Source organism: Echinicola soli, from assembly GCF_006575665.1.
Lineage (GTDB): Bacteria > Bacteroidota > Bacteroidia > Cytophagales > Cyclobacteriaceae > Echinicola > Echinicola soli.
Window position 1 is genome coordinate 4710680 of record NZ_CP041253.1, and the last position, 18330, is coordinate 4729009.

Genomic DNA, 18330 nt, shown 5'->3' on the forward strand with positions numbered 1-18330 from the left:
TGGGCGATGTGCCGTAGGTACATTACTTAACGATAAAAGGTAGCTGATGTACCTACGGCACATGAGTCGTTTTTCGTAGTTCTTTTATTACCAAGCTTGCCCACCTACGGCGGGCATTATCGGGAAGTCGGTAAGCTGTGATCAGTGGACTGTGGACTATCGTCTCTTATTTACTTATCCACACCGGGTGACAGCGCAATGAAGCGCCCTCACATGCTGAATACGACATCGCCTCGGTGCAAGCTCTCTGTCTTTGGCACCAGGCAGGCCTGTTTGGCACCAGGCAGGCTCGCAATGAACGAATCTAGTCTGTCATCGCGAACGTAGTGGTAACACAGCAAAGCCATCCCGTATGTACGAAGGGAGATCGCTTCGTTCCCAATAGCTATCGGGACAGGCTATTCCTCCTCGCTCACATGACGGCTTTTTTATGTTATCCGAAGATGGTCCTAGGCTCCCAACTTGGGCCATCTTCGCCCCTCCAAAGTCTCAGACTCGACCAGTAATCCTTTCTGCTCATCTGCCGTAGGCAGTAAAGCTTGGTAAGTAACTCCGCATCTCTCATCTGGGCGATGTGCCGTAGGTACATTACTTAACGATAAAAGGTAGCTGATGTACCTACGGCACATGAGTCGTTTTTCGTAGTTCTTTTATTACCAAGCTTGCCCACCTACGGCGGGCATTATCGGGAAGTTCTCGTATCATCGCTGAAATTAGCAGGTTAAGAAGCTGTCCAGTCCCTTTCTTACAGCCTTCCAAGGGCATCGGCAATGGGCTCCTCTCCACTGACCAAGTCGAATGCCTTTTTTACGGTGTGGTTATTTTGTAGTACGGCGATGACCGTGGCAGCGACATCTTCACGGGGGATAGTGCTGCGCTCAACGGTGGCTGCGGCATGGACTTTGCCATTTCCGGGCTCATTCAGCAGGCCTCCAGGGCGGATGATGGTATAATCCAGGGAACTTGCCGCCAGCATCCGGTCGGCATAGTGCTTCGCCACGTAGTAGGGCCGCAGGGTATCATTCCAGTTTTCACGGTTATTTGCCTGCAAGGCACTGATCATCACGAAACGCTTGACACCAGTCTTTTCGGCCGCTTCTACGCACTTCACGGCGCCGTCCAGATCGATCAAAAGGGTCTTGTCTGCCCCGGTCGTGCCGCCCGATCCGGCCGTAAACACCACCGCGTCACTCCCTTCCATAGCTTTGGCCAAGTCCTCCACCGACCCTTCAAGGTCTGCCAGCACACTGTCAATGCCCTTCTCCTTAAAACCTGCCACCTGCTCTTCTTTACGGATCATGGCTACGGGCGAAAAATCACCGGCCCCTTGAAGTTTGTCCACGATCAACTGACCTATTTGTCCATTTGCTCCTATCACAAGTACTTTCATTGTATCCTAGTTTTTTGGTTTACCTTAAAGTTAGAAAGATCAGGGAGACTACGAAATGGTTATAAGGTTAGGAAGGTTGAAATGTTGGAAAGTTAAAAAGGTCCTGCTCTTATTTAAACGGCATCCAAGAAGGCATCTACAAAGAGCACAGCCATCTTTTCGTGGCTGGAAAGCAGGCCTCCAAACTCAACCTGATCTTTTACAAAGAGGAGCTCTACAAAATCCGATGGACCTATAGAAAGGAAGATTTCAAAGACCTGGCATCCCTGGCCAAGTTTCTTAACCTGTATTTCACCGAACAATTTGGAAAGCCTGATGAGGTCATCTTCGGCGATACCTTTATCTGGGAAGAAGACAAAAACTACCTCCAGGCCTTCCTCGACCAAAACGTCTATCAGATCGAATTGAGGGATAAAGAGATCGAGAAAATTGTTAATGATCTTTAGAGGTAAATGGGATTGGGGGAAATAGCATTAATCAGTAACCGATGGACTGTCCACCGTCGACCTGTAATCCTTTTTGCCCATCTGCCGTAGGCAGTAAAGCTTGGTAAGTAACTCCGCATCTCTCATCCTGGCGATGTGCCGTAGGTACATTACTTAACGATAAAGGATTGCTGATGCACCTACGGCACATAAATCGTTTTTCGTAATTCTTTTATTACCAAGCTTGCCCACCTACGGCGGGGCTTTATTGGGAAGTAGGTAACCTGTGATCAGTGGATTGTGGACTGTCGAATGTAGATCGATACCGTTTACTCAATACGAGATTGCTTCACTATACATCCGTTTCGTTCGCAATGACAGGTTTACCCCCCTCACTCCACATCGGTCATTCGAAAACTCCAGGCGTGGGCGCAGGGCATTTCGTTGGAGGCCAGGCGGGGCACTTTCACCAAGAGGTCATTCCCTTGCTGCTCAAAATCAAGCGGGGCATCATATCCCAGCAAGGTCACCTCGGTAGACGCTGAAGCGTGGATCCCTTTGATCAAAAGCTGATCGGCAGGATAAATGGGACTGATGGCATACACATCACCTTCCTTTTGGGTGAAGAAAAGCTCTTTCACGGCCTTGCCAGGAGTGGGATCTACCGTTTGCTTGAGGATATAGTCACCTCCAAGGTAGCCCTTTTCGTGGTTGATCTTTCGGTCTCCTTCCGACCACTGGGCAGCTTGTGTCCACTTTCTGGTGCCGTAAATCGCCTCGCCGTTTACCTGCAGCCATTCCCCGATTTCCAATAATCGTTGCTGCATGATCGGTGGGATACTCCCCCTTGCATCCGGGCCGATGTCCAGCAAGAGGTTGCCGCCATTGCTCACGATATCCACGAGCATCAGGATCAGCGCTTGGGTGCTGTTATAGTCCTGTGCATCCTCATTTTGGTTATAGCCAAAAGAAAAACCCATGCCGCGGCATTCTTCCCAAGGCTTGTCAAAGGTCTTCCCGGCCTCATATTCGGTGGTGTAGTAGCCACCGTGCTTTTGGCGCAGGCCCTTGCCCCAGCGGTCATTGACGAGGATATGGTCTTTGGCAGCGGATTCATTGTATAGCCAGGCCAGGAATTCCTCGCTTCTCCATTGCTCACCCTCCATTTCCCACTCGCCATCTGTCCATAGGATGTCTGGCTGGTAGCGTTGGACAAGGTCCTTGATCTGGGGCAAATAATGTTCGTCGACAAATCGCGCTTTATCATTTTGCCACCATGGATGGTACCATTCATACAGGGAATAATACACCCCCATCTTCACGGGAGTTTTCCTGACAGCAGCGGTCAGCTCCCCTACCAGGTCACGCATTGCTCCCACTTCCATGCTGTTCCAGGCAAACCCACGGTCATTGGCCTGCTCATTGGGCCAAAGAGTGAAACCGTCATGATGTTTGGAGGTCAGGACAATGTACTTGGCTCCTGCTTTTTCGAAAAGCGCCGCCCACTCCTCTGGATCAAAAAGGTCTGCGGTAAACATTTCCCCGAAATTGTAATAAGGAAAATCCTTCCCATAAGTGTTGACATGGTATTGGTACACCTCATCTCCCTCAAAATCCCCATTGCCAAACAGCTTTTTACTCTGAAGCCAATACTGGTACCATTCGGTATACGTGCCTTTTGGTGACCATGCGGGCACCGAATATGGTCCCCAATGGATGAAAATCCCGAATTTGGCATCCTCAAACCACGTGGGTACCGGACGCTGGTCAAGTGACTCCCAGTTGGCTTCGTATTCCTGCGCCTGAAGCGAACCTATCGCCACCATCAGGCAAAAGAGGATCAATGTTTTTTTCATTTTCTTAGATTTAGGGTGTTTGTTTTTAATTTAATTATTAGTCTTCCCGGAAAAGCATTTTCGTAATTATCAGTCTCCGCAATCATACACGTAGCCAAGCATAATTGAATAAATTGTGTTTCCGTCCTTTTTATCAATGGAAAAGGACCAAAAATCCAGTCCGGTGGTGAGCCCTTTAAATTGGGAAGGACAAGTTTTCCTGTGAGGACAATACGTTACCCAATTTAATCTAAGAAAACTGCTCCGGCCTGAAAATGAATGGATCTCGCTGTTCCACGACGCGAGCTAATTCATTTTCTTAACGGCCTGCTCATTTTTCTTAAACCGGTCTCACCAAGGGACTTCCTTAACTTTCCAAATCACATTTTGGAATGGTACCACTACGGGTAAAATTACCGTTAGTCATTTTCGTAATAACGGATGGGACAACCTACTACATGCAATACGTTATCGCAAACCTAGTGAAGCGATCCCGTATGCTAAACATGAGATCGAATCGTCCTCTCTTCTCGCGATGACGTTGCCCTATCGATGGGCCGTCGACTGTGATCCGTGTGCCGTCTCGTCAGTTGATTGAGGCCTCTCATTCCCTTTTAGGGATTAGAAAGTGTGTTTTGCCCTTCCAGTTCATTCACCTTGTCAAACATCGCCCGGAAGGTATGCCAAGCGGTTTCGTTGCCGCCTTCCCTGTCGGGTTTGTTTTCATAAAACCCTTCCATAAAACTTCCTGCTCCTGACCAAACTGTCTGCATCATTCCATAAAAGTTGGGTTTCATTTCCTTAGTGGCCGATGCCCTGAATCGATACATGTCCTCCACTTGCTTCTCGGACACCTCAGGTTTCCGCCAGTTACAGGTCAGCACACGGAAACCTTTCATGGCGAAGTAAACTGCCGTCTGGTCGGGTCTTTCATAATGCCAGTCTCCGATGACCACATCCTTGGGAATCATGTCGATGGCGCGATGGGTATTGTTCATGCTGGCTTCCCACATGCCCAGGCCAGTGGTCTTGCCATCCAGCAAGCGGTCTCCCCAGATCCAAAGCGTACGATCGTTTTTAGCCAAGTGATTGCGGATTCTCCATACTTCATCAGCAAAGAGCTTGGCCTTATCCCTGCCGCCACATCGCGGACACTGGTCATCCCCGATATAAAACACCTCGTCCATCCCCGCATGGAAAGCGTCTGCCTCGAAGACCGCACAGATCTCATCCACCAGATCAAAGACCACCTGATGTACCTCTGGGTGCAATGGACAATAGCTTTTGCAATAGAGACCGTCCTGATTGGGCCATTCGTATTTCTCTGGCAATTCGATGTGAGGGGTTTCGTCGAACTCCGGATAAACTTCCAGAAGCTTGCCCAGGTTGCTGTGCCATGATTGGTGCCCCAGCAGGTTGATCTGGGGAATGATACGGATGTTGTGCTTTTTGCAGATAGCCACCATTTGTTTTGCCTGAACTTTGGTCAATATTTCCCCATTCCTGAGTTCCGGATGGCTTTGGTATTCATACCCATAATCCACCCGAAGGATCAATACATTGATATTTCTAGGCCCAAGCTCTTCATCGATAAATGTCACGAACTGTTCCACTTCGTCCGGAGCAGGTGCAGCTATCGCAAAAGCCCTTACGGGCAAAACATCAGGAGCTGTCTTCTGGGCCTGTACAGGCAATATGCTGCCCAGCCCCAGGATCAGTAAACTCCAGAATCCAATCAAATGCTTCATCGTTTTCATTTTAATTCGTTTTATAAAACTGACATCAGTAACCTGATCATCAATGGGATCGTTTGATCCTCATCTGACCATAGCCGTTCACTCAAAATCGTTCTTCGAAAATACTGCTTAGGTCCAGCGGATCTCCCATCTGCTGCTGCAATTGCATCAAATCCTCAAAGAGGCTTTTCACCCGTTCCTGTTGTTCAGGTGCATTCGCCAGATCATGCATTTCCTGCGGATCATTCTTCATGTCAAACAACAGCACTTTGCTAATCTTAGGATACACCAGCAGCTTGTAGCCGCCTTTTCGGATCATCCGCTGATAATCCACATAAGCACCATAGATCCCCTCCTGATAATAGCCAGCATGCTCACCTTTTGCCAATCCCAAAAGGCTGTTAAAGTCTACGTAGGATGGTTTTTTGATCTCGGCCAGCTTCAGTGCCGTGGCCATGATATCCTGTAGATAAACGTCCGCATCCACCCGTTTGTCCTTTGGTACACCTGGACCTGCCATCATAAGTGGCACGCGTATACTGTGGTCAAACATACTCTGCTTACCCAATAATCCATGATGCCCCACTGACAAGCCATGATCACCGGTAAAAAAGATATAGGTATTTTCCAATTCCCCAGAAGCTTCCAACGCATCCAGGATTTCACCAATCTGTGCATCCATATGGCTAATGATGGCGTAATATTCTTTCAAATGCGTCTTTACCGCCAATGGTGTCCGTGGAAATGGCGCCAAGGCCTCATCCCGAAGACCGACCGAGTTACCAATGGCATCCTTAAAGGGGTATTCAAGTAGAAAGTTGTCGGGCACCTTCATGTCCTCCAAGGGATATTTGTCCAAATATTCTTGTGGTGACTGTCTCGGATCATGGGTGGCATTGAATGCCAAATACATAAAAAACGGCTTATCAACACCCTTGGAGGCATCCAAAAAGTCTTTGGCATCATCTCTGATGATCTCGCTCCAGTGTTTGCCGCCTTCCCAAAAACCTCCATTTGACCTGTCTGTAGGATCCCAGAGCGTATCATTTTTGTCAAGTGGTCTGAAATAGCCTTTTGGGCGCATATCCCGGATATCTTTTCCCTGCTCCATCGCCTCAAAAAGGGGCTTTTTATTTTTCACCTTTGTCCAAAAGTCCCTGGGCATTCCCGGTCGGATGTTTTTGGCCGTTTGGAACACCACCTCAGCAGGCGCCTGCACATGCCACTTTCCCGTCATGTACGTTTGGTATCCAGCATTTTCCATCAGCTTTCCCCAGCTTTGATATATTGCCGTGGAATCCCCTTGGTTCCACTCAGTGGAGATGTCCTGTGCATTCCAAATACTCCTTCCTGAAATCATCATGGCCCTGGAAGCCACACAGATAGCTCCATTCCATCCGCCCATGTTATAGGCATGGGTAAAGGAGGTTCCCTGACCTGCCAGCCTATCCAAATTTGGTGTCTCGATCGTTTCATTGCCCAGTGCATGGATGGCCTCATAGGTCAAATCATCGGCAAATAGAAAAAGTATATTCGGTTTTTTGGGTTCCTCTTTTTCAGCTGACTGACAGGAAAACAATACCAACCCAATCAATAAGGAAAGTAGGTTTTTCATCTTGTTATTTTCTTTGAGTGCTATTTGTTTTATTTGCTTTCCACCCCTATTCTTTATTGGTACGATCACCTAGGAGCAGCAATAAGGTTCTGTCTGCGGCTTTTATTTCTACTTACTCAATATTCAATCCCTGGTCACCTTACTCCCCCACCAATCGGCATTGGGCTGCCATCCTGGCATAAGCATGTTATCCCGCTCTTCTTCCAGCCTTTTTAATCGCGCTGTCCTGGCCTGCGTCAGCACTTCTGCTTCCTTACTGGCGTCATAACCGGGATCAGGATAGGGATAATTGGCCTGATGGCTCTCCAGGTAAGCCAACAGCTTTTGGGTAAGTTTTTTCACCATTTTCCCCTTTGATGCAGCCACATTCTGCTGCTCATAAGGGTCTGTAGATAAATTGTACAGTTCGGACTGCTTGTTTTCCCAATAATAAATCAACTTCCAATCTCCACTTCGGATAATAGCACTGGGATCGCCTCCCTGGTTTCCGTAATGTGGATAATGCCAATAGAAATCGCGCGATTTCATCTTCTTCCCTTCCATTGCAGGAACCAGGCTTAATCCTTCCACCGCTTTCATACCCGACTGTCCCCCTCCTGTCAATTCCATCAGAGTAGGTAAAAAGTCGATGTTACTGGCAGGGGTTTTGATATTTCCTCCCGAAGTGCCAGGTACTTTAATAAAGAAGGGCACGCGAAGTCCACCTTCCCATTGGTAGCCTTTCCCCCCTCTGAGGGGTAAATTGGAAGTGGAAAAGTTATCGCCTGAGGCCACGCCGCCATGATCAGACGTGAAAATCACAATGGTATTATCATCTAGCCCCTGTGCTTCCAATGCCTCCATCACGATGCCCACTGCCTCGTCCATCGTTTCCACTAAACCTCCATAAACGGGATTATCCTGTTCCTGTCTAATGGGCAGCCTCCGCTCCATGGCATAACCATGATCGGCAATACCCGATGCCTCGGCCTTCTTGCGATATTTGGCCCACTTTTCGGCTGTCGTCTGTATCGGTCCATGCACAGCATAGAAAGAAAGCATGGCAAAAAAAGGCTTTTGATGTTCCTGCTCTATAAACGTAGCCGTTTCTTTTGCTAGGCGAATGCTGAGATTTTCACCATTGGGGCCTTGGCTGAGCTTGGGATTATCATAGGGTGCAAAGTAACCGCCCTTAGGGCTTCCCCCTTCATAACCGCCGACATTGGTATCAAAACCATGGTCTTCAGGATAGGAACCTGCCCCGCCTAAATGCCACTTCCCGGCAAAAAACGTCTCATACCCATTGGCCTTCATGGCTTCTGGAAGGGTCAATAGATGCGCGGGTAATGAATGGTTATATACAGGAGGCAGCAGCTGTGTATGCCTACCGTAATTCCTCCAAGCCTCTCCTTCCGGTGCACCTATCCAATCGGTAATGCCATGAACTGCAGGTGTTACCCCTGTCATCAATCCAGCCCGGGAAGGGCTACAGACACGCGATGAAGCGTATCCCTGCACAAAACGAAATGACTGCTTCCCTAACCGATCGATATGGGGAGTTTCATAAAATTCACTTCCCGTGATTCCCAGGTCATGGTATCCCAGATCATCCACCAAAACCAATAGGACATTGGGCTTTTCATTTACTTGCCCATGTGCAGGGGCCTTTGTAACACCCCACAAAAAAGAAAGGCACACTATAAACAAGAGTGACTTCCCCTTAAAAACAAAATCAATCATAACACCCAAATTATCTACTTCCTATACACACCAACAACATACAAACTTTACACTTTCGAAACACATGAAAACATAAGTTTTTAAAGAGATCGCAAAAAAATGCGCAAGATTAGATAATCAAAAAAGTCCCCGATTAGTAAATCGGGGACTTCGATCTGAATGTTAACCTTCAGTAATTAGTATGTCGTTAATAAATTAAGACTCTTTAGGAAGTACGGCATCTTTTTGTGCCTTTACCTTCTTGCTTAATTCAGAAATAGAACCTTTAAGCTCATCAAATTTCTTGTCTAATCTTCCGTTTAGGGTATGCGCCAAATCCTCACCTTGTTTTTGGACTTTCTTTCTTGTTTTGCCTCCTTCATCAGGAGCAAACATAATTCCCAATGCAACTCCGGCTGCTAGTCCGGCTACTACACCCAATAATACTTTTCCTTCACCCATAATTTTACAATTTTTAGTGATTTAAACTAGTTTTAATTTAATTTTACAAAATTACGCACCATGGTTAAAAACCTATATACCAAATGGATACGCACAAACATTATCAATCAACAACCATGCTAGAATTCATCATAACCCCTGAAAATCTTAATCATTTTCTTTTTTAAGATAGCATAGTCCTTCTTCTGTTATGGTGAAAATCTGCTTTTTCAATTTTCTAAAATCCTTTGCAAACAGGGCCACCAATTCTTCCAATTCCTCTTGGCGCCTGAAGATTTCCCTTGTCATGGGGTCACCTGCATAACACTGCTGACTGATGTCGTGGAGTTGACGGCTGACCTTATCATCTACCTCCTCCCTTCTTCGATCCAGTATCGCTAATCGATTTTCTATTCTTCTTGAAAGATTAAAATCGAGCTCTTCCAAAAAATGATGAAAATAACCCTCCATTAATTCTTTCAGAAAACGAATTTCATCTCTGTAAAAGGCCAAATCAGACCTCCAATGTTCACCAAGTGCATAAAGCTCAGTGCTCATGTCACGATTCTGGTGGTTTACCAGCACTCCGTCTTTGGCTCCAAAACCGGCTTCCATAACATTTTCGGTAGAAGTAAACTAAAATCAGCCTTTTAAATCCTTATTCACTTTGGCAGCCTTCATTTAAGGTCGCCCATATTGATTGAATTTTGAAGAGGTCTCCCCACCAAAACCTCCCTTTTGCCCACGATGGCACCGAATGGCGTCACATCGTTTCTGATAGGATATAATTTAACCAAATGAATACCTATTGGCAACAAAAACTTTAAAAATAAACGCAATCACCCTTAATATTCATGTGATCAAGAGTATTCCGAGAGCCTTATCCGCCCTTAAGTTCATTGGGGCTGGGCTCGTTATTGGTCCAGCAGTTAAGGTTATAGGCGGTGATATTGGCTATTTTTGCCAGTGCTTCCTTTGTCAAAAAAGCTTGGTGGCTCGTGATCAGGACATTCTGGAACGTGAGCAAGCGGGCAATGACATCGTCTTGTAGGATATCTTCCGAATGGTCTTCGAAGAAAAGGTCTTCCTCCTCTTCATATACATCCATTCCGAAACTACCTATTTGACCGGTTTTTAAAGCTTCGATGACTTCTTTGGTGTTTACCAGGGCACCCCTGCTGGTGTTGATGAGCATCACTCCCTTTTTCATGTGATCGATACTGGAGACATTGATCATGTATTTAGACTCTGGAGACAGTGGAAGGTGAAGGGTAATGATATCTGATTTGTTACAGAGGGTTTTAAAATCCACATACGTTATCGCCACTTCTTCTTTTAACCCCTCATTGATATATGGGTCATAGGCCAGTAGACTGCATCCAAAGCCACTGAGTGTCTTGGCCACTTTGCCGCCTATTTTCCCCGTACCGGCGATCCCAATGGTCTTCCCCTCCATGTCAAATCCCACTAAGCCATCCAGGGAAAAATTCAAATCCCTGACCCTGTTATGTGCCTTGACCAGTTTACGGTTCAATGCCAACATAAGGGCGACGGTATGCTCGGCGATGGCCGCTGGAGAATACTCAGGCACCCTGGCTACTTTTATACCCAGTTTCTCGGCCACCGAAAGATCCACATGGTTAAATCCAGCAGAGCGCAATGCCAAAAACCTCACCCCCATCTCCTTCATTTTTTCCAATACTGGCCTAGAGCAATTATCGGTCACAAAAACAGCCACTGCATCACTCCCTGCGGCCAGGCCTACAGTATCCATGGTCAGCCGCATCTCCAACAGCTTAAGCACATGTCCTGAAAGGGCTTCCTGTAAATAACTATGCTCAAATTTATGGGCACTAAATGCGGTGATCTTCATCGTCAACGGAATTAAAAGGTTTGTATTTTCTAGTCCTACCTTGTCAAATTAAGCGGTTGGATTTATACGATTCCTCCTACCTCGGGAGAACAATCGTTTTGTCATCTCACCATGGTGAGGGAATCCCCGTAATTAACCTGAACCTGACAAAGTAGTATTAGTGATTTCAGGACTATTTACAATACTCTGCACACCTCCCGAACCTGTAAAAATTACTTATGAAAAATAGCCAATTTTAAGTTTACTTCAAAAACATCAAGCTCCAAAATTCAGGTAAACGCGGTCAAAATCATTTTAAACTATCATATCAGCCTGAGCGAACCTGTCTAGCCAAATAGAGTCGAAGGCTAGACATTTGACCTCTACTCCACCTCGAGGACATATTATGGTATTTTTTCTTTACATACAGTATTTCACTTAGCCTTCCGCTAGTACTGGTATCCATTAACCAAGCCCCCACTGCCGTAGTAAAAACAAGTGGCTTAATATTGGGTTTAAACAGCGAACTAAAACAAACGAAACACTTAAATTATTCAAGAAGGTGATTTAAATAATTGCCTTTTACTTTAAAAAATTCAATTTTATTTGTTCATTCACAACTGAAAACCAGGTAAAAATACCCAAAAATAAATAACCCCTAATTATTATCAACATGGAAAGGAAACGAACATCAACATACGCCAAAAACGGGAACATCCAACTCCCGATCAGCTTAACACAAAAATAAAGCGGCATTTAAATTGTTTATGTACCTAAGAACCTCTCCAATTTATTTTATGGCTGAAATTGTAATATTTGAAAAGGACCTTGATCTGGCCGACAATATTTGTGAAATCCTTAAATATGGTAATTTTACCACTGTCGCCCTTAAAGTAATCCCAGAAAGTCCGGACATTCCCGCGCTTAATCCCTCCCTGTTTATTATTGGAGAAGAAGGCAGAAATGACCAAGAATTAATGGGAAGAATAAGCAAATTGTGTAACCACTTCCACTGTCCTCTGGTAGTGCTTTCTTCCGGTCTACATTCAGCTCGTGATAAGAATCAATGTGCCTGTACCCTAAAAACAGCCATTGTAAACAAACCTTTTACTTTCCGATCATTGCACTCCGCGATCAACAAGTTACTTAAGGGACAAGGCACCAAAGCTACCATGTACATCAATTGATGTGCAAAATGGGAACGTGATTCCTAAAACGAAAGAAGGCTGAAGCAAAACTACTCCAACCTTCTTTTCATGCAATCCTTGCCCACAGGAAAAGAACTGCCATCAATTAACAAAAACCCAAATAACGAATTAATTATCTTTAACGAAGACGTTTACCCACCTGGTCATGGTGTGGCCTTCCTTATCTTCGACGTTGACTTTTACGGCGGCCAGTCCAGTCTCGGCAGCCGTGAATTTCAAGTGATCATCCTGTATGGAGAAAGGTCTGTCCTTGGATCGGCCTTCCAGTGAAAAGCGAAGCCCCTCCTCAAATCCCCTGAACAAAACTTTGAGGTCAAGGTTTAGCGCATCACCTTTCCCAAGAAAATAATGCGGCCTGGACATCCAGTCCAAATAATCATCTAACTGCGTAAATCCATTGCGATCTTTATCCTGATTGGCATCCGAAAAGTCACCATTTTCACTGTCAGGGTTCAATCCCCTGGCTTTCTCCCACCAATCGGGCAAGCCGTCCTGATCAGTATCCCATTTTGCTGGACGATGTACCTCGGGATATACTTCCCAGCCTCCCACATCCTGCTCGGTATCCGGCATCCCCGGAATGCCACTCAGGCTGCCTTTGTAAGTATAAGTGCTGTCCAAGGTTTCTCGGATGATCCTTTGGTCATGATCATCCAGCACTGGCTGGTTGGCACCGACATCTGATAATACTATTTTATATGCTTCTCTGGCAGGCTGTGTGGTGATGTATGATGGGAAAAACGGCTCATCTACAAAACCCTCGTACTTTTTATAGTCTCCATTATGGTAGCGTTCCCTTCTCCCCTCTTCCTGATTATCTTCGTCAAAATAGCCTGGCATGACATTGCCGGAGAAATAGCCCCGCTGCGTGCCCAGCCCCACTCCCTCGTGATCGATGGTCAAGGCGATAAAATGTTTGGTGCCCGGTCCTGGCTTGTAATAATTATTGACAAAATTCACCTCATGGGATCCACCATCTGTCGTTCTGCTGCCCCAATTGTAGACCACGTTGTTTCTGATGTCCAGTTTACCTTTGTAGTAGGCATTGCCATCCAGTCCACTGCCCATACTCCAGTTTCTGCCGTAGTTGTGGGCCAGTAAATTATGGTGGAAGCTTCCGATATCACCACCGATCGTTGCGGCATATCCGTGCATTTTTCCTTGTTCATATTTGCCATGATCAGCTATATTGAGGGCTTCGGCGATCAAGGTTTTCTGTAAAGTAATATGATGCGCTCCCCTAGAGCTGAAGGATTCATCAATGGTCCACCGGATGGAACAATGATCAATAATGCTGTAATTGGCTCCCGTGAGTCCCATTCCGTCAAAAGTACGTCCTGCACCAATCCCTACCCGAAGGAAACGGGCCACTCCATCATTACCTGTAATGCCCAATGGGGCCCTTTCGATCATGATACCTTTTCCAGGGGCCGTTTGTCCCGCGATGGTCACATAGGGCTGGTTAGAAACCAGTCTGGATTCCAGTTCAATGGTCCCTCCCACGGCAAAAACAATGGTTCTCGGCCCTATATCATTGGTCACGGCTTCCCTTAGACTTCCTGGACCGCTGTCGTTTAGATTGGTCACGGTGACTACTTTGCCACCTCTTCCCCCTCGGGCATAGCGACCATATCCCTCTGCTCCTCGGAAAGCTAATTGCGCTGGCCGGAAGTACCACACATTTCCTTTGGTTACTTCCCCATTTTGGTCCACTTCGTCCACCCTCCAGTAATAGGTATCCATGCTGTAAAGATCCTTGACCTGATATTGGTTAGTACTGAGCGCTCCTTGATAAGCTACATCTTGGGGAGTAGCGCTCTCCACTGCTGTTTTAGATGTACCGAAGTACAATTGGTGCTGTACATCTTCTTCGGCAGGTTCCCACATCAGCACTACGCCATTGCCCGCTTCCACGTGCTCATCACCATCTTCGGGCATGGGGTTTTTCGCCTGTCTCTTTATATTGGGCCTGTTGAGTTCAAATCCATTCCAGACCAAGGCCGCTGCATTAGCTTGGCCCTTGGGATCGTTCACCATCCTGATGGTCACTGCTTCACCTGCTGCTACCTCAAATGTCAAATATCCTGTAGCAGTAGCGGCACTGCTTTCTGCCCTATTACTGGGCATCAAGTCATCAATCTGCAATTCATCATTGACATAAATATCAATAGAGGAAAACGTATGGTTTTCTGGATTATCAAACGTATTGTAAAAATTCATCAGGGAATGCTTGCCAGCCGGAAGTCCATCAATGGTCAAGGTTATTTCCTCATTCGCCACCACACCATCATTGCTCAAACGAGCGTAAAACGGGGCCTGGATACCTGCCTTGTACCAACTGGAATGTAGCACATCCCCTTTGACGGTAAACTGTATATTGGAAAAGGTAGCTTCCGCTTTATTTCCTTCTTCCACAACCCAAGAGGTGTAGCCTGGCTCATTTACCTCTCCTAGCTTCCGTCCTGCAAAATCAAAATCAACTTTTAATGTTGGCGATTGTGCATAGCCTAGGGTAGCCGTAAGCCCTAAAAAGGCCAAGCAAGCCAATTTATAAACGTATTTTTGTAAAGATGTAATCGTTAGCTTCATAATTATGCTATTGGTTATTTTTAGTATTGGACGCATCCTGATTCAGGCAATAATTGGCGTCCACTAGCTTTTTTGGATAACATGAAAGTACTATCAATTTTTGCTTTAAATGAGTGTATTACTACCAAAAAGGATATTTATCCGCTGAACCGGGAAATAAAGCGGCCGAATGATCATCTTAAATCCCGCACCGCCACCGCTTCACTTCAGCCTTTTGACATCCCGATTCAGCAAGCCCCTATCCCTGTTAGAAGATTCCGAATTGTCAGTAGCGGTATTTTTTCCTTATTTCATACATTCGTAAATCCAATATGTACATCCGCTTGATCTATATTCGGTCCATTTTACTATTAATCACATCATTAATCCTTAGTGCCCCACTAACGGCGCAGCAGGAGGCATTTATTTATGGCGAAGTCGAACTCCGTGATGAATCGAGACTAACAGGGAAAATCACTTGGAGTGCCGGCCAAAGCCTTTGGGTGGACCTCCTGGTAGCTGAAAAAAAAGATAACACTATCCTCGACCACCTCAGCCAAGACGATATCGCACACCTTAGTGCAGGCGAAAAAAAAACAGACTGGGGATTTATGGCCCTTTGGAAAAACCAGTATCCTTCTCGTAAACTCACATTCCGAAGTCAATTTGGGAATCTTCTGGAAATTATGGTTACAGGGGATGCCGATGCTACCATCGTACTGAAAAACCATGAGAACATTCGGGTATTTTTGGATGGCGACCAGGAATATGATCATCAACTGGGCGAATCCATCACCGTTCAGCTCGAAAACGGGAAAAAGAGGACGCTTTCGTGGAGAAACATCGAACGTGTTCGATTTCAGAAGACACCCGCAAAGCTGCCAAATTTTGAAAGCAGCCCTCTTTATGGGCATGTAACCACCAGGACAGGCTATGCCTATGAAGGCTTGATCAAGTGGGACATGGACGAACACCTCGATGACCAATACCTGGACGGTACCACCATCGATGACCGCAGGGCACGCTATCACTTTTACGAGGTAAAATCCATTCGCCCCAAAAACAAAGGTTCCCTTATCCAGCTACAATCCAACAAGGAAATTTACCTCCACGAATTCACCAATGTCACCAACAAAAATACCGGTATACAAATACGTAATCCCCATTGGGGGCAGATAGCCCTAAAATGGGGTGATTTTAAAACGGCCCATTTCACACCCTATCCGGCCGGATCGGCGTTTAGCTATGATGATTTTACATCTCCCAGCGCACTCCATGGCACTGTAAAGCTAAAAAGTGGACAGGAAATCACAGGATCCATTTACTACGATCTGGATGAACATTGGAGCATAGAAACCTTGGATGGCTGGGCGCAAGGTGGCGGTTTAAGGCAAATCCCTTTTTCTCTGATCAAGGAAGTGTATCCGGTAAGTGACACCCATACAGCGGTGATCCTGGTGGATAATGAAAAAATCATCCTTGGAGAACGGAGTGACGTGGACCAAAACAACTGGGGCATCATGGTCAGGTCGATGAATGGCCAGTTTAGCTATATCCCTTGGCAAAATTTACAGAAACTAAAATTTGATCACTAGGCCACTTTTAGTGCTTTTTCAATGCAAAGATTTAAATTGCACTACAATTTGGTTATTATTTCTTCAATCTGGATGGAAGTAAAGAGGGGTTTTAAAAACAAAAGATGGTTCATCAGCATAGCTGCCGCCGTAGTACTGCCGGTGCTGGGGCTGTTTGCTCTTGGAGAGACCAGTTATGCCGCTGCCCTGTTATGGATCATTGCCGTCCTAACGCTCCTGGTCTGGGGGAATATCAAAATCCATCAGCTACTGGAAAAAGTCCATCCCTGGGGAAAGCTTCCCTTGCGTCGCTTTCTGATACAGTTTTTGATCAGTGGAGCCTATTCCCTGGTCTGTATCAATCTCTGTTACTATTTTCTCAAAACGCTTTTTATCGGATTGCCTCCTGATGGTGAACAAATGCTCCTTTTGAACATTTACGGCTTGCTGTTTTACATCCCGGTAATGTCCATTAATTTTGGCGTTTACTTTATGCAACGGTGGAAAAAGGCTGCGCTCAGGTCCGAGCAACTCCAGGCCGAAAACCTAAAGAGCCGGCTGGAATCCCTAAAAATGCACATTGATCCCCACTTCTTGTTCAACAACCTTAATGTGCTTTCCTCTTTGATCGATATTGACACGGCGGATGCCCACAGGTTTCTGGACAAATTTGCGGAAGTTTACCGCTATGTCCTCCAGCACCGAGATGAGGAACTGGTCGAACTGGATACGGAGATTGAGTTTATCCACTCCTATATTTACCTCTTTCAGCAGCGTCTAAACCGACAATTGAAAATCTCGATTGACTATCACCCGTCCAAGGCCACCTTTTATATCCCCACCTTGGCGTTACAAATGCTGCTGGAAAATGCCATCAAACACAATATCGCAACCGTTTCCCAACCATTGACCATCAATATTTTCATGGAAAACGAACGATACATCATCGTCGAAAATACGTATCAGCCCAAAAACCAAGCATTTTCCTCCCTGCCAAAATCCGGGCTGGACAACATCATAAAAAGATTGGCCTATTTCTCTGATGAGGAAATGGTCATCTCCCAAAACGATACTAAATTCACCGTTAAGCTTCCCCTGTTAAAAGAGGACAGCCCTACTAGCGGAAATCATTAAATATCAAAAAAACCATCAACCCTATCCATCATGAAGGTACTGATCGTAGAAGACGAGGATTTAGCTGCTGCAAAATTGATTAAAATGCTGGAAAAATACGACAGCGCTATACAAATTTTGGATAACCTTACCGCGGTAAAGGATACCGTCCAATGGCTCCGGAAAAACCCTGCACCGGACTTGATCATGATGGACATCCGGATAGATGACGGGGTCTGTTTCGAAATCTTCCAACAAGTGGAAGTCACCAGTCCGGTGATCTTTACCACAGCTTACGATCAATACGCCATCAAAGCCTTTCAAGTCCACAGCATTGATTACCTCCTAAAGCCATTTTCCTATGAAAAGCTGGAACAGAGCCTGGAAAAGCTAAAAAAAATCAACACCCTTGCTCCTCCACCTTCCCCGACCATCAATGTAGAGGAACTGCTTCAGGCCCTCCAGCAGAAGGAGCCTTCCTACAAGTCTCGCTTTTTGGTAAAAGCAGGGACCAAAATCCGATCCATAAAAACCGAGGACATCGCCTACATCTATACAGACAGGAAGCTAAACCTCTTGGTCACGAATGAAGCGGATCGTTATCCGCTGGACCAATCCCTGGACGAGCTTGGCCAGGTGCTCAATCCCGACATCTTTTTTAGGGCAAACCGGCAACTGATCCTTCATATCGATGCGGTATCCGCTATCCATCCCTATTTCAAAGGCCGGGTAAAGCTAGACCTTACCCCACCGCTAGACGCTGAAATCATCATCAGCAGTGAAAAGACCCCTGATTTTAAAGCCTGGCTGGACAGATAGCCGTTTAGGGAGAAAGTAATGAGTAATGAGACTTGAGATATGAGCCAAATTGTTCC

The 18330-nt window shown here is 46.0% G+C and carries 15 protein-coding genes; 5 read left to right on the forward strand and 10 right to left on the reverse strand.

From position 1 onward, the window contains the following. Positions 1 to 745 precede the first annotated feature (745 nt). Positions 746 to 1390 carry an SDR family oxidoreductase gene (locus FKX85_RS18395; RefSeq protein WP_141616127.1) on the reverse strand — a complete coding sequence of 215 codons (645 nt, stop codon included), beginning with the start codon at positions 1388 to 1390 and terminating at the stop codon, positions 746 to 748. A gap of 161 nt (positions 1391 to 1551) precedes the next feature. Here FKX85_RS18395 and FKX85_RS18400 point away from each other — a divergent pair, with 161 nt between their 5' ends. Further along, positions 1552 to 1836 carry a hypothetical protein gene (locus FKX85_RS18400; protein WP_141616128.1) on the forward strand — a complete coding sequence of 95 codons (285 nt, stop codon included), beginning with the start codon at positions 1552 to 1554 and terminating at the stop codon, positions 1834 to 1836. A gap of 27 nt (positions 1837 to 1863) precedes the next feature. Here the strand turns inward: FKX85_RS18400 and FKX85_RS21795 are convergent, their stop codons facing one another. The 8 genes from FKX85_RS21795 to FKX85_RS18435 all read right to left on the reverse strand — a co-directional run bounded on the left by FKX85_RS21795 (position 1864) and on the right by FKX85_RS18435 (position 11013). Continuing rightward, the gene (locus FKX85_RS21795) at positions 1864 to 1986 is read right to left on the reverse strand and encodes a hypothetical protein (protein ID WP_262711614.1); all 123 of its coding nucleotides are present in this window, start codon (positions 1984 to 1986) and stop codon (positions 1864 to 1866) included. 221 nt (positions 1987 to 2207) lie between these two features. Continuing rightward, the gene (locus FKX85_RS18405; RefSeq protein ID WP_141616129.1) at positions 2208 to 3671 is read right to left on the reverse strand and encodes an alpha-L-fucosidase; all 1464 of its coding nucleotides are present in this window, start codon (positions 3669 to 3671) and stop codon (positions 2208 to 2210) included. A 593-nt stretch (positions 3672 to 4264) separates the two neighbouring features. Further along, complete coding sequence (locus FKX85_RS18410) at positions 4265 to 5407, reverse strand: family 20 glycosylhydrolase (RefSeq protein WP_229239677.1); 1143 nt, start codon at positions 5405 to 5407, stop codon at positions 4265 to 4267. A gap of 82 nt (positions 5408 to 5489) precedes the next feature. Further along, positions 5490 to 7001 (reverse strand): sulfatase-like hydrolase/transferase, encoded by a 1512-nt coding sequence (locus FKX85_RS18415; RefSeq protein WP_141616130.1) that lies wholly within the window; start codon positions 6999 to 7001, stop codon positions 5490 to 5492. 123 nt (positions 7002 to 7124) lie between these two features. Next, positions 7125 to 8720 (reverse strand): sulfatase, encoded by a 1596-nt coding sequence (locus tag FKX85_RS18420; protein ID WP_141616131.1) that lies wholly within the window; start codon positions 8718 to 8720, stop codon positions 7125 to 7127. Between the two features lie 195 nt (positions 8721 to 8915). Continuing rightward, the gene (locus FKX85_RS18425; RefSeq protein WP_141616132.1) at positions 8916 to 9161 is read right to left on the reverse strand and encodes a YtxH domain-containing protein; all 246 of its coding nucleotides are present in this window, start codon (positions 9159 to 9161) and stop codon (positions 8916 to 8918) included. 147 nt (positions 9162 to 9308) lie between these two features. Then, entirely contained in the window at positions 9309 to 9755 is a 447-nt protein-coding gene (locus tag FKX85_RS18430; RefSeq protein WP_141616133.1) for a hypothetical protein, read from the reverse strand. A 265-nt stretch (positions 9756 to 10020) separates the two neighbouring features. Next, on the reverse strand, positions 10021 to 11013 hold the full coding sequence (locus FKX85_RS18435; protein WP_141616134.1) for a 2-hydroxyacid dehydrogenase: 993 nt from the start codon (positions 11011 to 11013) through the stop codon (positions 10021 to 10023). A gap of 776 nt (positions 11014 to 11789) precedes the next feature. Here FKX85_RS18435 and FKX85_RS18440 point away from each other — a divergent pair. Further along, positions 11790 to 12179: a hypothetical protein gene (locus tag FKX85_RS18440; protein ID WP_141616135.1), complete on the forward strand. Its 390-nt coding sequence runs from the start codon at positions 11790 to 11792 to the stop codon at positions 12177 to 12179. Between the two features lie 129 nt (positions 12180 to 12308). On the opposite strand, the gene FKX85_RS18445 is transcribed toward FKX85_RS18440, so the two are convergent. After that, the gene (locus FKX85_RS18445) at positions 12309 to 14789 is read right to left on the reverse strand and encodes a T9SS C-terminal target domain-containing protein (protein ID WP_229239678.1); all 2481 of its coding nucleotides are present in this window, start codon (positions 14787 to 14789) and stop codon (positions 12309 to 12311) included. Between the two features lie 311 nt (positions 14790 to 15100). On the opposite strand from FKX85_RS18445, the gene FKX85_RS18450 reads away from it, so the two are divergent. The 3 genes from FKX85_RS18450 (at position 15101) to FKX85_RS18460 (ending at position 18274) form a co-directional block, all read left to right on the forward strand. Further along, on the forward strand, positions 15101 to 16363 hold the full coding sequence (locus tag FKX85_RS18450; protein WP_141616136.1) for a hypothetical protein: 1263 nt from the start codon (positions 15101 to 15103) through the stop codon (positions 16361 to 16363). Positions 16364 to 16435: 72 nt separating this feature from the next. Next, positions 16436 to 17476: a sensor histidine kinase gene (locus tag FKX85_RS18455; protein WP_141616137.1), complete on the forward strand. Its 1041-nt coding sequence runs from the start codon at positions 16436 to 16438 to the stop codon at positions 17474 to 17476. A 30-nt stretch (positions 17477 to 17506) separates the two neighbouring features. Then, complete coding sequence (locus tag FKX85_RS18460) at positions 17507 to 18274, forward strand: LytR/AlgR family response regulator transcription factor (RefSeq protein WP_141616138.1); 768 nt, start codon at positions 17507 to 17509, stop codon at positions 18272 to 18274. Positions 18275 to 18330 lie beyond the last annotated feature (56 nt).

What these genes read in the sequence shown, in the direction of transcription:
- FKX85_RS18395 (WP_141616127.1), bottom strand. Translation starts at nt 1,390, where the DNA reads ATGAAAGTACTTGTGATAGGAGCAAATGGACAAATAGGTCAGTTGATC.
- FKX85_RS21795 (WP_262711614.1), bottom strand. Translation starts at nt 1,986, where the DNA reads ATGTACCTACGGCACATCGCCAGGATGAGAGATGCGGAGTTACTTACC.
- FKX85_RS18405 (WP_141616129.1), bottom strand. Translation starts at nt 3,671, where the DNA reads ATGAAAAAAACATTGATCCTCTTTTGCCTGATGGTGGCGATAGGTTCG.
- FKX85_RS18410 (WP_229239677.1), bottom strand. Translation starts at nt 5,407, where the DNA reads ATGAAAACGATGAAGCATTTGATTGGATTCTGGAGTTTACTGATCCTG.
- FKX85_RS18415 (WP_141616130.1), bottom strand. Translation starts at nt 7,001, where the DNA reads ATGAAAAACCTACTTTCCTTATTGATTGGGTTGGTATTGTTTTCCTGT.
- FKX85_RS18420 (WP_141616131.1), bottom strand. Translation starts at nt 8,720, where the DNA reads ATGATTGATTTTGTTTTTAAGGGGAAGTCACTCTTGTTTATAGTGTGC.
- FKX85_RS18425 (WP_141616132.1), bottom strand. Translation starts at nt 9,161, where the DNA reads ATGGGTGAAGGAAAAGTATTATTGGGTGTAGTAGCCGGACTAGCAGCC.
- FKX85_RS18430 (WP_141616133.1), bottom strand. Translation starts at nt 9,755, where the DNA reads ATGGAAGCCGGTTTTGGAGCCAAAGACGGAGTGCTGGTAAACCACCAG.
- FKX85_RS18435 (WP_141616134.1), bottom strand. Translation starts at nt 11,013, where the DNA reads ATGAAGATCACCGCATTTAGTGCCCATAAATTTGAGCATAGTTATTTA.
- FKX85_RS18440 (WP_141616135.1), top strand. Translation starts at nt 11,790, where the DNA reads ATGGCTGAAATTGTAATATTTGAAAAGGACCTTGATCTGGCCGACAAT.
- FKX85_RS18445 (WP_229239678.1), bottom strand. Translation starts at nt 14,789, where the DNA reads ATGAAGCTAACGATTACATCTTTACAAAAATACGTTTATAAATTGGCT.
- FKX85_RS18450 (WP_141616136.1), top strand. Translation starts at nt 15,101, where the DNA reads ATGTACATCCGCTTGATCTATATTCGGTCCATTTTACTATTAATCACA.
- FKX85_RS18455 (WP_141616137.1), top strand. Translation starts at nt 16,436, where the DNA reads ATGGAAGTAAAGAGGGGTTTTAAAAACAAAAGATGGTTCATCAGCATA.
- FKX85_RS18460 (WP_141616138.1), top strand. Translation starts at nt 17,507, where the DNA reads ATGAAGGTACTGATCGTAGAAGACGAGGATTTAGCTGCTGCAAAATTG.